We start from the raw sequence: 14010 nt of genomic DNA on the forward strand, positions 1-14010 counted from the left end.
GCTTACTTTGCATTTATTTTTTTCGTTGCATTCATTAACGGAATAATTTCTTCTGCTTTTCTATTATGAAATAAATCGACAATTTTACTTCCCACAACTACACCATCACAATAATGACTTAAAGCCTTCACGTGTTCAGGCGAGGATATTCCAAAGCCCGCAAGTACTGGAATTGGACTTACTTTTTTTATTTTATTTAAATATGCTCCCACTTCTGTTTGAAAGCTGCTGCGTGAACCTGTAATGCCAGTTATTGTAACTGCATATAAAAATCCCTTTCCTTTTTTTGCAATTTCAGCAATTCTTTCTGTCGGACTTGTTAGTGTTACTAATCGAATTATTTCAATTCCTGCATTTGAAAGGAATGGTAGAATTACATTTTCTTCCTCCATTGGTAGGTCTGGAATAATACATCCATCAATCCCTGCCTTTTGTGCATCCGTAATGAATTCGGGTAAACCGTAAGCATAAATGGGATTCATATACGTCATAATAATGATGGGGATTTGAATGAACGGTCTAATCGACTGTAGTTCTTCTAGTACTAATTTTAAGGTGGTTCCGTTTTGTAGAGCACGCTGGCTTGCTTCTTGAATGGTAGGACCATCAGCAACAGGATCAGAAAATGGAATGCCAACTTCGATAGCTGTAGCTCCATTTTCTTCTAAAAATAATAGACGTTCCTTCAGTACAGAAATCCCACCATCTCCTGCCATGATATAGGGAACAAATGCTTTTTCCTCGTTCTCCTTCAATTGAATAAATGCTTTTTCAAAACGATTCATTATGCTCACATTCCTTTCCCTTTTCTTTAATAGTTGCTACATCCTTGTCCCCACGACCAGATAAACAAATGACAATCGCTTCATTCGCTTGCATCTCTCCAGCTAATTTGATTCCGTATGCAATAGCATGCGCACTTTCTAGAGCGGGGATAATCCCTTCCATCCTACTTAATAAATGAAATGCAGCTAATGCTTCACTGTCCGTTATTGAATCATAAGAAACTCTACCAATATCCTTCAAGTAACTATGCTCTGGTCCCACTCCTGGATAATCTAAGCCTGCTGAAATGGAATGTGCTTCTTTAATTTGACCTGCCTCATCTTGTAATAAATACATGAGCGCACCATGTAAAATACCTGGTTTCCCAGCGGTTAATGATGCAGCATGAAGTCCACTATGTAGTCCTAATCCAGCAGCTTCCACTCCATATAATTTCACATCATCATTAGGAAGAAATGGATAGAACATTCCCATAGCGTTACTTCCTCCACCAATACAAGCTACTAACGCATTCGGTAATTTCCCTTCCAACTCCAAAAATTGCTGTTTTGTTTCTTTCCCGATAATGCTTTGAAAATCACGCACCATCATAGGAAATGGGTGTGGACCCATTACGGATCCTAAAATGTAATGGGTATCTTGCACATTTTCGACCCAGTACCGTAATGCTTCATTGCAAGCATCCTTTAATGTTTTGCTCCCAGAAATTACACTTACCACTTTTGCACCTAATAACTCCATTCTATAAACATTTAGCTCCTGTCTTTTGATATCCTCCTCCCCCATAAAAATAATACAATCTAAATTTAATAATGCACAAACAGTTGCTGTTGCAACTCCATGCTGTCCTGCACCTGTTTCTGCAACTACTTTTTTCTTTCCCATGCGAACTGCTAACATTGCTTGTCCGATAGTATTATTAATTTTATGGGCACCAGTATGATTCAAATCCTCCCGTTTCAAATAAATTTTTGCACCTTTTGCATGGTTCGTTAAATTTTTTGCAAAATAAAGTGGTGTTTCCCTGCCAACGTAGTTTCTTAATAAATCTTGTATTCCTGCTTGAAAATGATCATCTTCCTTTGCTTGAAAATACGCTTGTTCCAGCTCTTTTACTGCCTCCATTAATGTTTCTGGTATGAAACGTCCCCCGTACATACCAAAATGTCCTTTTTCATCTGGCATTACATGCATGTTCATCTTATTCCCTCCGAATTTATTGTTTTTGCCTTCGATATAAATTGTTTTATTTTTTGTAGATCCTTTTTCCCATCCGACTCTACCCCGCTGCTAACATCGACCATATAAGGGTTGATTTTTCCAATCGCATCCTGCACATTTTCTGCATTAAGCCCACCAGCTAAAATTACCTTTTTCTCTGGTGCGGAGAAATGATTCACTACATTCCAATCAAATGTTTTCCCGTTTCCACCTCGAAAAGCCCCCTTTGGACTATCGAACAATATATATTCACATGGATAGGCACGAATCGTGAATAAATCATCCATCGTTTCGATGCTTTTTGCTTTAATTACAGGAAGCGAAAATTGTTTACAAAAAGCAGGAGTTTCATCCCCATGTAATTGAATTGCCGATAATCCCGCAAATTCCGCGATTTGATCGATCGCCTGCTTCGACTCATTCACAAATACACCTATTTTCATTACATTATTAGGAAGCTCCTCGATTATCGCCTTTGCCGCTTCTGGTGTAATTTTTCTTTTACTATTTGCAAAAACAAACCCTAGTGCATCCGCACCTATGCTTGCTGCATAAATGGCAGTGGGTAAATCAGTAATACCACAAATTTTTACCTTCATCGCTTTCTCATCTCCAATAGTGGTAGCTTCATAGAGGAAATTACTTCTGCTACATTTGGGTGCTTCATAAACGTTTCTCCGACGAGAACCCCATTAGCACCAGCTTTCATCACTCGCTCTACATCTACTTCATCCTTCATTCCACTTTCACTTATCACCAATCTACCAGCACGCCGAATATAAGGTGCGATTGTTTCCGTTATTGATAAATCCACTGCAAATGTTTTTAAATTACGATTATTTATTCCAATAAGTAAGTTGTCTGTTTTTAAAACCCGCTCCGCTTCTACTTCGTTATGAACTTCCATTAAAACCTCTAAGCCTTTACTTTTTGCGTATTCATATAAAGAATAAAGCTTGTCATCGGTGAGTGCTGCAGCAATTAATAATATTAAATCAGCACCATTACTTTTCGCTAAATCAATTTGAATGGAATCGATAATGAAATCTTTACAAAGAACTGGAACGTCTATTGCTTGAGAAATTACTGCTAAATCTTGATAGCTCCCTTGAAAAAATGGCTCATCTGTCAATACAGAAACCGCGTCGACACCCGATTGCCTATATTTTTTCGCTTGTTCTAAAGGCTTTCGGTTGGCATTAATGATACCTTTGGAAGGAGATGCGCGTTTAAATTCTGCGATAATCGAAATTTCCTTTGCTTCTTGTAAATCTTTGATAAACGAGCGATTTGGTTTAAGCGTCATCGGCTCTTTCATTAAATTAATTTCTTTTAATTGTTTAATGAATTTTCTTTTCTCATGAATAATTTGATCTAGAATTGTACCCATTTAAATTACCTCCTGCTTCATTACACGACTTTTTTTAATTAACTGTTCCAATTTATTTAATGCTGCACCTGAATCAATGCTTTCTCTTGCAATTTTGACGCCTTCTGAAATGGAAGCTGCCTTCCCAGTAACAAATATTCCAATTCCTGCATTTAAAAGCACCGTATCCCGATAGGCTCCTTTTCCCCCCTTCAACACTTGAAGAAGAATGCGAGCATTTTCATTACAATCTCCACCTGTTATCTCGCTATTTTCTATTACTGGTAAACCAACCTCTTCTGGATGAAGAATTTTATTTGTAATCATCCCTTCATCTAATATTGCTAAATAATTTTCACCTGCTAATGATGCTTCATCGAGTGAACCCGCACCAGTCATTACAATAGCTCGTCTTCTGCCCATATTTTTCAAAACGTTTGCTAATTTATTGATAGTGTCTCGCCGATATGTTCCAACTAATTGAGTATCTAATGTAATGGGATTTAGCAAAGGACCGATAATATTAAATATGGTTGGAACTTTTAACTCTTTACGAATCTTCATAATTCGTTTCATTCGCGGATGCACAAATGGTGCGAATAAAAATGTGATGCCAATTTCTTCCAAAAGTTCTAATAATTTTTCTTGCGGCAAATTCCATTGGACACCTAATGCTTCTAACACATCCGCACTACCAGTTTTACTTGATACACTTTTATTTCCATGCTTTGCAACAGGAATCCCTGCACCTGCAATAACAAATGCTGAGGTGGAGCTAATATTAAAGCTGTTCGATTGATCACCTCCAGTGCCACAGTTATCCATTACATATGGAATAGGATTGGAAAATGGCATGGCATATTTTCTTAATGCATTTACAATCCCAACAATTTCCTCCACTGTTTCCCCCTTTGCCTTCAATGCTATTAAATAAGCAGCAATTTCACTATCTGTTATTTCCTTCGAAAGTAAAGCTTCCGCAACATCTTGCATTTCTTGTACTGATAAACTAGATTTTTCTGTTAACCTTTGTAAATAATTAGTCATTGATGTTCCCTCATTCCCTAAATTTTTCTATAAAAAAAGTCCCCTATTCACACAAAAATTGTGTAAATAGAGGACGAGTTTTTCCCGCGGTGCCACCTCGGCTTGAAGTAAAATATTACTTCCACTTTCAGGTACGAAATCAATTATTACTTTATAAAGCTCAAAAAATAAATTCCAGTTTTTAACCAGTGCAAACATAAAATGATTTGTATACCCTATCCTTTTAACGGTGGAATTCCGGGCAGCCCTACTATTATTTCAAGCTACCTCTCGTAAGCCCATTCCATAAAATCATTTGTACTGGAATCTCACCACTCCCAGCTCTCTGTAACAAATTAATTACTATGTACTCTTCTTACTCTACGATTTATCATTATTTTTTTTTCAATAAAAAAAGGGCCTCTCTCCTAAAATAAGGACGAGAAACCCGTGGTGCCACCTTGATTAGCTTTAAAAAAAAGCTCACTTTAAATATCATCATCAATGATAATATTTGTCTCTTGTAACGATGAGACGTTTTCGCCAAAGCCTACTACTAATAAAAGGTTCAGTTTGGAGCTCAGAAGTCCATTCACTTAAACATCCACACTAGTTCCCACCAACCACTAGCTCTCTAAAGTATCTGTTTTAAGCTACTACTCTTCATCCTTGCGTTTCAACTATTTTATGTTTTCTATCATAATACTTTTTTTATAAATGTCAACTATTAATTTTTATAAATTTATACGATTTGATCGATTACATGATGTTTTTCAAAGTCAGCAATCATTTCTGGAGGCAATTTTTTTAATAGCTCTTCCTTATTTGCCCACTTATAGTTTTGATGCTCAGACGAAAGCTGGATAGTTGATTGATTGCTCGTACATAAATAAGTAAGAATAACTACTTGCCTCATCGAATTTGTTAGAAAGGTAGTAGCATAAAGTAATTTTTCAACTCTCACATTAATATTTGCTTCTTCTTGGATTTCCCTTATTAAAGCCGCTTCTAAATTTTCACCAAATTCGAGTTTCCCACCTACCGTCTCCCAAGTTCCAGCTCCAGTCTCATCATGATCCGCTCGTTGCACAATTAACACTTTGCCATTATGAATGATAACTCCCTTAAGTACGACTATGATTTTTTGCTCCATTCGATACTCTCCCTATAGCGTTATTCTGAAGGTTGACTGACCACTTTTTCACATAAATGAATTAGTCGTTCTTCAAACATAATATCATTTTCCTTCTGTCTTTTTTTCGGTCCTTTTGTATGACCACCTGCTCGGCGGATTTTCTTTGAAATATGGCGATATTCCAAAAGCTGACCAATATTTTCTTCTGTATAGACGAGCCCATTTTGATTAATTGGAAATCCTTGTTTTGCTAATACCATTGCAGCTAAACCATAGTCCTGTGTAACGACAATATCCCCCTTCTTTACTCGGTTAACAAGGACAAAATCAACCGCATCGGCACCTTTAGAAACAGTAATTGTTTCAATTCCTTCTCTTTCCATTCGATGGGATGTATCACAAATCAAAATAGTTTCTAATTCAAACTGTTTTGCAACTTTAATCGTGATGTCAATCACTGGGCAGCCATCTGCATCAATTAATATTACCGGCAATTTATTCCACTCCTATGTATAATGAACTACTGAAGAGCTTGAGCACTCGTAGACTCCTGTGGGAAAGCACAGAGTGTATTCCCATCTGTGGACCACTTACAAATAGCTACATTAAAAAAATTTCTTATCTCATAAAATGACGCAATCCATTAGAATATATCCTTAGTATATCAATTGGAATTAGAAAATGGTGAATTGAGGCAGGAATTATAGAGAAGAAATTCCTTGCCACCCAAAGTAAATACCAAAGGCAACGAGTGAGAGGCCAGAAATGATGGAAATCCATTGTAAGCTTCGACTCGTCAAGTACATACGAAAAACGGTAGTTAGTGCAGCAACAAATATATCCCAAATTGCTAACCCACAAAAAATCATACTACTATACAGTAACAAATGGTCACCACCAAATTGGGAAACTGTTTTTGCAAGCATTGAACCGTATATTCCTAACCAAAATAATATCGATAAAGGGCTACTGATGGAAAGGAGAAATCCAGTAAAGAAACATTTTAATAGACTATCCTTTTTTCGACTATAGTGGAACATAAAAGACCTTGCCTTATACATACCTTCTACACCAGAGTAGATAAGGACAAATGCCCCAAATAGCCAAAGAAAAATTTGTACAATTTCAATATTGATAAAATTAGCAAAGCCTAAATAAATGATGCACATAAAAATACCATCTGCAATCATTGATCCTAATCCGACTATCCACGCATGCCAAAAACCATTTTTTATCCCCATGTCCAATCTTGCCGAATTAACAGGACCAATCGGTGCAGCTAAAGTAAATCCAAGAAAAATATAACTTAACAGCAAACTTATATCCAAGAAAATACAACCCCCATCTCCCTATAGAGCTTGTACATTCTATGAACAGAAAGGACTAATTATACGTACTACCTAATTCCTATATAATATTCCGCTCAATAGGATGATGAGTATTTTCTTAGCTAGCAAATTATTTTTGATAAACATGGACAGGTTTTCTATTCAATGTATGACAATGGTCACAAATGGGAAAAGGGAAATCAATTGGTAGGTTTCTTCCACATCTTTTACATTTTTTCTTCATTTTTTTCATTGCTTTTTTCAAATGCTCATTCGCATCAATACTTACTTCGGTGCGTATTCTTTCCCAATAGTACGCTTCGGTTCTTCTACCTAAACGGTAAAGGAATAAAAGGTGAAGTCCAATTGCTTTATATGATAATTCTACTTCATCTAAATTTCCGCGCTTTACTATTGGCTCTGGAAGTTCATTTCCCGAAACGATTGCTTTCATTGTTTCCAGCCATAGATTTGTTAAACTTGCATCATATGCAGAAAATGGAAAATGCAGGAATCCATATAAATCATCCATCGATAAACGCGCTTCAATATCAGTACCTTTCACCAATTTATATAAGTCCATTTCTTGTGTTAAGCTTGCTTTAACAGTACCTGCTGGATTTTTAAATTTTAACCATAACACAAAGAAATCTCCAAGATGATGACTATATTGCTGGAATCGTTCAAACATTGCCGAGGTTGGAGCTATCGTGAACGTTTGTAACGGCTCATCCTCTATTGTTAGCAGTGCTTTCATTTTACTTATATCCTGCATAAAAGCTACTTTACCAATATTGTATATTCCTTTCCGACCGGCTCTCCCAGCAATTTGCTTCACTTCCTGGGAGGTCAATCTTCTTCGTTTTATACCATCAAATTTTTCATTATCCAAAAAGATAATTCGCCTAATTGGTAAATTTAACCCCATTCCAATTGCATCTGTAGAGACAATAACGGTAGTCTCCCCATTTATAAATTTTCGAATTTGCGCCTTCCTTGTTTCTGGTGGCATGCTTCCATAAATCATGCTTGCGCGTTTTCCTTTTTGTTGAAGATAGGCTGCCGTTTCAAGTACTTTTTTTCTAGAAAAACAAATGAGTGCATCACCCTTTTTCACCTGATTCATTTTAAATGGCTGTAATTCCACCTCTAACGGGGTATCACGTTCATATTCAATAACCTCTACCGACGACTCCTCCAATAATGAAAGCAACATACCCTTACTATTTTTACTAGCAATAATATGAACCTCACGTGCATTTGCTTTTGTAATAGCTTTAAACCAAGAAAAGCCCCGTTCCTTATCTGCAATCATTTGTGCTTCATCAATGACGATACAGTCAAATGTATCCTTTTCGTAGAACATTTCTACAGTCGCAGCTATATGGTTTGCACCTGCTATTATTTTTTCTTCTTCCCCCGTTTTTAGTGAGCAAGGGACACCTTCTTGATTTAAGGTGTCAAATATTTCTAATGCCAATAATCGTAATGGGGCTAAATAACAACCACTTGTCGCCGCTTTTAACTTTTGTAATGCTTGATAGGTTTTGCCAGTATTCGTATCTCCGATATGTAAAATATAGTGTACAGATCTTTCTGTTGGCGGTTGAAACTCTCGTTCAAAAACATTGGCAAGAATCTGGTTTTCTCTTACGATTTGCTGTTGTCTCTCACGTTCTTCCTCTAGTCTCCGTTGCTCGATAATAGTTAACTGCTGATGGTATAATGCACGATGTTTTTCTAGTGAGAAAGGACTACTGGAAAACGCCAATAGATCTTCTACATATTCATCCTGTAATTCATTAAAGAAATCCATGGCGATGTCCATTAATTCTTCTTCCAATAACTGGGATACATTACCCATTTGTAGCGCTTCGCCAGTTATTTCTTCATAAATACTAGCAAGCTGGTTTCTCTCCTCAAGAAATTCTTCCGAAAAAAAATCAAACACCGATTGAATAACAAAATTTTCATAGCGATCACCATAATATTCATAATCATAGTACACTCTGCCCCAATCTTCGGCAGCTACTAGTTCTCCGGTATATTCGTGTAGAAAATCCGCTAATATTTTATAATCTCCACTCGTAAAAGCACCATTTGCCACAAGTTTTTCATTTTGCCAATGGCTACCAATTAATTTATATTTTGTACTTGCTTGAAGATCCAAGAATAGTTGTTTTCCGGTTGCATACCGAACAAGCAAAAATAGTTGCTCGTTATTCACTTGAAAAAATTCCTCTGCCCAGCGGAGGATAGCCTCGTCTACTTGGAGCATCGTTTGCTTTTCTTTTTGAATTGAGATTTTTTTTTCAAATCGCTTCACAGCATTCTCATATAAATTTTGCCAGTCTTCTCCATTACTTTGATATTGTTTCTCCAGCCATTTTTCCGAATCAAAATTAGCATAATCTTTTATCTTTTGACGAAATAGCCTTTTAATTAATTTTTTTTCGGGATTTTCTACCATAATCCCATTATCTAATAAGTACTGAAATTTTTCCTTCCATGTAAACGCACTTGCTGCTTTATTTGACCATACATTTGTCCATACTTGCTGTAAAAAGGCTTTGCGATCGTTGATATAGTTATGTAAGGAAGGAGCTGTCTCCATTTGTTCCATATAAGTCATTAAATCATCGATAATCCGTTGTTTTACAGACTGCACTGCTTTCTTATACACATTATTTAGCTTTTCCACTGGAAATACCACCTTTGGAATATAATCATTTTTATTGTTTACTATAAAACTATTTTCATGAAGAAAAAAAGAGCTAGGTACTATGATGGTATCACAGTTCCCAGCTCAGAAAAAAATTGTGCCATTCTTTTCTTTATCCGGCAAATTATAAAGATTGAAGTGCTTTGATAACTCTCCAAGCGCCATTTTTAACCGCACGGGTTCTTACGGATTCACGATTTCCAGATAACTTTAATTGGTATGCAACAGTTGGTGCGTCTTTCATTGATAGTCCAACAAATACTGTTCCAGGTTCTTTTCCCTCAAGTGTTGCTGGCCCAGCCACACCAGTAAAGCTCAACCCAATTTCTGTTTGCAATAATCGCCGCACATTTTCAGCCATTTCTTTTGCACATTGCTCACTGACGACCCCATATTGATCAATCGTTTCTTTGCTTACATTTAACAGATTAATTTTTACCTCTGGCCAATAGGTTACTACGCCACCTTTGAACCATTCACTAACACCAGAGATAGAAGTAACCTCTTCCTGGAACAAACCACCTGTTAAACTTTCTGCAACGGACAGGGTGAGCTTATTCTCTTGAATCAGTTTCCCCATTTCCTTCACAAGGGTAGTGTCATCATAGCCATAGAAATATTCACCGACTCGTTCTTTTATCGTTTGCTCTAATGTATCCAATAATTGTATACGTGTATTATCTGAAGCATGCTTTGCAGTTAATCGAATCGTTACCTCTCCATTTGCAGCAAGTGGTGCCATTGTCGGATTCGTTTGTCCCTCAAATAAATCAAGTAACTGGTCCTCTAAGCTTGCTTCGCCAATACCATAAAATCTAAGGACTCGAGATTGAATTTTTTCCGAACGGTCCATACGTTTTATTAATGCGTTTTTTCCGTAAGTCGTAAGCATTGGTTCCATTTCACTCGGTGGTCCAGGAAGTAACATATAGGTAATTCCGTCCTTTGTCAGTACCATTCCAGGAGCCATACCATTATCATTGGGTAAAACCTCTGATCCATCAAAAACTAGTGCTTGCTTTTTATTATTTTCTGTCATATTCAGATTTCGCCGCGAGAAATAATCTTCAATCGATTGTAATGCAGCTTTATCCATTGATAAAGCAACCCCGAGGAGACTAGCAATCGTTTCTTTTGTTAAGTCATCTTTTGTCGGTCCAAGGCCACCCGTAAAAATAATTAAATCGGCACGCTGCTGCGCAATTTCAACCACTTGTTTTAACCGCTGTTTATTATCACCAATAACCGTATGGTAGTAAACATTAATACCAATATTTGCCAATTCTTCAGAAATAAATCGAGCGTTAGTATTCACGATTTGTCCGAGCAGTAGCTCGGAACCTACAGCAATAATCTCTCCGTTCACAAAAATCACCTACCCGCCTACTTATTTTTCAACACATTTCCCGATTTATCGTTCGTAACATGTTATTTTTTATTTTGAATTTTTAAAGACATGCCTATTTTTCACAAAATAATCGAGGCCAGACCAAATCGTGAAGAATGTAGCAATATATAATGCAATATCATCAAATGGTAAATTTATGTAAGAAAATGGCACATTGTTAATTAATAATGCAGTAATAGCAACTATTTGTGTCCATGTTTTAATTTTGCCTAGCATATTTGCTGCTACTACTTCTCCACCGCCAGCTAAAACTAAACGGAGACCAGTTACTGCAAACTCTCTACTGATGATAATAATGACAATCCATGATGGTGCTAATCCCATTTCTGTTAAAATAATGAGAGCAGCAGATACGAGCAATTTATCTGCTAATGGATCAAGAAACTTTCCTAAATTAGTAACTAAATTGTATTTTCTAGCATAATATCCATCAATCCAATCGGTTGTTGAAGCAATAACAAATATTAATGCCCCGATAAATTGGGAGACTGGTAGGGTAACCTCACCAAAAGTAAGTACTCCCCACGGAAAATCAATCAGCATAATTACTACAAATACTGGAATGAGAAAAATACGAGATATCGTTATTTTATTTGGTAAATTCAATGATAAAACCTCCACTATGTTGAAAATCAATATAATATATCAGAAGAAAATAGTCATCTGCACGACGACTATTGTTCATCTTTTACAAATTTAATTGTAATATTTTGTACTTCATTTTCATTAGGCTCTAAAGCATATTCAAGTTTTTCGCCATTTAGATAAATTTCCGTTTCATACGCACGTCCAGTTCGAATCCATACGGACTCTTCAGTAGAAACATCAAATGTTTGTTCATTTCCATTTGAAATTTCGCCGCTAAATATTTGTTCATCCTTACCATTCAATACTTGAATCCATGCTCTCCCATCTGCTGGCGATGCAAGGCGCAATTCAATCGTATCTGCGTTTCTTAGCTCATAGGTAGTGTTTGAACCGCTCGTTTCCACCACTGCTATTTCCTGTGTTTTCACTTCCTCAGCAGGCTCTTCTTCTTGATCTACATCTGCATCTGTCGTTTCGTCTTCCTTATTTTCACCTGCATTAGATTCATCAGTTGTTTCCTCTGAATTATCTTCCTCTTGAGGAGTACCTTCACTTTCAAAGGAAATTTGCTCATTTTCGATTGGTTTTTCTGTCACAGCATCATCGCTGACTAAATATTTTTGAATAAAGAACCAAATTAACCAAACAGCACCGATGATAAATAGTGCAAAAATTATTTTCGGTAATAAATCAAAAATTTTAGAAGGAGCGCGGGATACAACTTTTCTAGATTGTGTCCTTGATATTTGTTCAGGTAAATCATCCTCATATACGGAAGGTATTTCACTACGAAATTCATCAAAAAGTAGTTCAGGCTGTAGCCCAACTGCTTCTGCGTATTGCTTTATAAATGCACGGACATAAAATTTACCTGGAATCATATCATAATTACCTTGCTCAATTCCAATTAAATACCGTTTTTGAATTTTTGTGATTTCTTGAAGCTTATCTAATGATATTCCTTTTTCTTCACGAGCTTCTTTCAATCTGTTCCCTAATTCTGTCAATGATTAACACCTACCAATTTTTTAAAAATCAAAACCACCAAAATCTGATCCTGTTAGAAAATGATGCCGATTAACAGATTCATATGTAATTTCTTCATCTAGTTCATTTTTTAACTCAATTATGTAATCAAAGTCTTCCATAGTATATTCTGTATTTTGTACAAAAATATCCGGGTGTTCCACTACTTTAACTGCAGGTAATCGCATTAGTTCACGAATTAATGACCAATGTCTTTCATTAGATGCTTTCGAGGAAACCGCTCCATCCATTATATAAACATTGTTTTCGTTATATTCGCCTTCAATCAATTGATTACGAATCGTTTGTTTTAATAATGTAGAAGAAATAAAAACCCAACGTTTATTAGCAGATACACTGGCAGCAACTAACGACTCGGTCTTCCCTACTCGTGGCATCCCTCGAATACCAATTAATTTATGACCTTCTTCTTTAAAAATCTCGCTCATAAAATCTACAAGCAAGCCGATCTCATCTCTAATAAATCGAAAAGTCTTTCGATCATCGGCATCTCTTTGAATATAGCGACCATGGCGTACAGCAAGTCGATCTCTCAATGTCGGCTCTCTTAGCTTAATCACTTTAATGGTTTCCATTGTTTGTAAAATGGGCTCCAATCGTTCAATCTGGTAACGATTATTTGCAAGTAGAAGTAAACCTCTTCGCCCTTGATCAACGCCATTTATCGTAACTATATTAATCGATAACATTCCTAGTAGTGAAGAAATATCACCTAATAATCCTGGACGATTAATGACGATTTCATATTCTAAATACCATTCTTGCTTTTCCCCCATTATTCTCACCTTACATACGAAATTTTGTATAAATCTCGGTGTATTATTTTTCTTTATCTTGATTCTATAATATATGATTTTAATTGTTTATGAAAGGAAAAAACGAATAATTTTGCACAACATTTATGTGGAGGTATGTATATAAGGAATCTTTTTAAATTTCGTATGGAATTTATAGTAAAATGCCCCGTAATATACTGAAATGGAATAAATATTAATAATTTCTGAATGGAAAAAAAGAGAGGTATTACCTCTCTATTTTGTACCATTATTTTGAACTAATTTTACCATTACACTTGCAATTGCTTGTTGCTCTTCTTCAGAAGCAACCGACCAAAGATCACTTAACACTCTTTCCTGTTCATTTTTCGGATCAACTTGTTGTGCTAAATAATCGCCAACTTGATATGCTAGATCATTTACTAAATTTTGATCTAATCCTTGTTGCTTTGCTTGATTGAGTCGATCACCTAAAAAATCTTTCCATTTGTCCCAGTTATCTAAAACACTCATTTTTGAACCTCCCTTTAATCGTGTTCATAGTTATTTTGGATAACGTGAGGGAAAATATACAAATAAAATAAAGGAAAAATGAAAAATCTCT

General features: G+C 36.1%; 14 protein-coding genes and 2 other annotated features. All 14 genes read right to left on the minus strand.

Annotated features, from left to right (window positions below):
* Positions 1-2: 2 nt before the first annotated feature.
* The 14 genes from trpA to OEV98_RS00510 all read right to left on the minus strand — a co-directional run bounded on the left by trpA (position 3) and on the right by OEV98_RS00510 (position 13919).
* Positions 3-785 carry a tryptophan synthase subunit alpha gene (gene trpA, locus OEV98_RS00445; RefSeq protein WP_263071159.1) on the minus strand — a complete coding sequence of 261 codons (783 nt, stop codon included), beginning with the start codon at positions 783-785 and terminating at the stop codon, positions 3-5.
* Positions 772-1986: a tryptophan synthase subunit beta gene (trpB, locus tag OEV98_RS00450; RefSeq protein ID WP_263071160.1), complete on the minus strand. Its 1215-nt coding sequence runs from the start codon at positions 1984-1986 to the stop codon at positions 772-774. The genes trpA and trpB overlap by 14 nt, the downstream gene beginning before the upstream one ends.
* Complete coding sequence (locus OEV98_RS00455) at positions 1983-2606, minus strand: phosphoribosylanthranilate isomerase (protein WP_263071161.1); 624 nt, start codon at positions 2604-2606, stop codon at positions 1983-1985. The genes trpB and OEV98_RS00455 overlap by 4 nt, the downstream gene beginning before the upstream one ends.
* Positions 2603-3397 carry an indole-3-glycerol phosphate synthase TrpC gene (gene trpC, locus OEV98_RS00460; RefSeq protein WP_263071162.1) on the minus strand — a complete coding sequence of 265 codons (795 nt, stop codon included), beginning with the start codon at positions 3395-3397 and terminating at the stop codon, positions 2603-2605. The genes OEV98_RS00455 and trpC overlap by 4 nt, the downstream gene beginning before the upstream one ends.
* Positions 3398-4423, minus strand: coding sequence for an anthranilate phosphoribosyltransferase (trpD, locus tag OEV98_RS00465; protein ID WP_263071163.1), 1026 nt, complete (start codon positions 4421-4423; stop codon positions 3398-3400).
* A 66-nt stretch (positions 4424-4489) separates the two neighbouring features.
* Positions 4490-4795 (minus strand) — a binding site (T-box leader).
* A 39-nt stretch (positions 4796-4834) separates the two neighbouring features.
* Positions 4835-5081: a binding site (T-box leader), on the minus strand.
* Positions 5082-5144: 63 nt separating this feature from the next.
* A complete protein-coding gene (locus OEV98_RS00470; RefSeq protein ID WP_263071164.1) occupies positions 5145-5555 on the minus strand; it encodes an NUDIX hydrolase in 411 nt (136 codons plus the stop codon).
* A gap of 20 nt (positions 5556-5575) precedes the next feature.
* Entirely contained in the window at positions 5576-6031 is a 456-nt protein-coding gene (locus tag OEV98_RS00475; RefSeq protein ID WP_263071165.1) for a YaiI/YqxD family protein, read from the minus strand.
* A gap of 207 nt (positions 6032-6238) precedes the next feature.
* Positions 6239-6865, minus strand: a complete 627-nt coding sequence (locus OEV98_RS00480) for a LysE family translocator (RefSeq protein ID WP_263071166.1) — start codon at positions 6863-6865, stop codon at positions 6239-6241.
* A gap of 130 nt (positions 6866-6995) precedes the next feature.
* Positions 6996-9566: a DEAD/DEAH box helicase gene (locus OEV98_RS00485; RefSeq protein WP_263071167.1), complete on the minus strand. Its 2571-nt coding sequence runs from the start codon at positions 9564-9566 to the stop codon at positions 6996-6998.
* A gap of 145 nt (positions 9567-9711) precedes the next feature.
* Complete coding sequence (locus OEV98_RS00490) at positions 9712-10953, minus strand: competence/damage-inducible protein A (protein WP_263071168.1); 1242 nt, start codon at positions 10951-10953, stop codon at positions 9712-9714.
* A gap of 69 nt (positions 10954-11022) precedes the next feature.
* Complete coding sequence (pgsA, locus tag OEV98_RS00495; RefSeq protein WP_263071169.1) at positions 11023-11601, minus strand: CDP-diacylglycerol--glycerol-3-phosphate 3-phosphatidyltransferase; 579 nt, start codon at positions 11599-11601, stop codon at positions 11023-11025.
* A gap of 68 nt (positions 11602-11669) precedes the next feature.
* Positions 11670-12590, minus strand: coding sequence for a helix-turn-helix domain-containing protein (locus OEV98_RS00500; protein WP_263071170.1), 921 nt, complete (start codon positions 12588-12590; stop codon positions 11670-11672).
* 21 nt (positions 12591-12611) lie between these two features.
* Positions 12612-13406: a DUF3388 domain-containing protein gene (locus OEV98_RS00505; protein ID WP_263071171.1), complete on the minus strand. Its 795-nt coding sequence runs from the start codon at positions 13404-13406 to the stop codon at positions 12612-12614.
* 255 nt (positions 13407-13661) lie between these two features.
* Positions 13662-13919 (minus strand): DUF3243 domain-containing protein, encoded by a 258-nt coding sequence (locus tag OEV98_RS00510; protein WP_263071172.1) that lies wholly within the window; start codon positions 13917-13919, stop codon positions 13662-13664.
* Positions 13920-14010: the final 91 nt, after the last annotated feature.

Origin of the sequence: Perspicuibacillus lycopersici (assembly GCF_025660475.1) — a bacterium.
Classification (GTDB): Bacteria; Bacillota; Bacilli; order Bacillales; family Caldibacillaceae; genus Perspicuibacillus; species Perspicuibacillus lycopersici.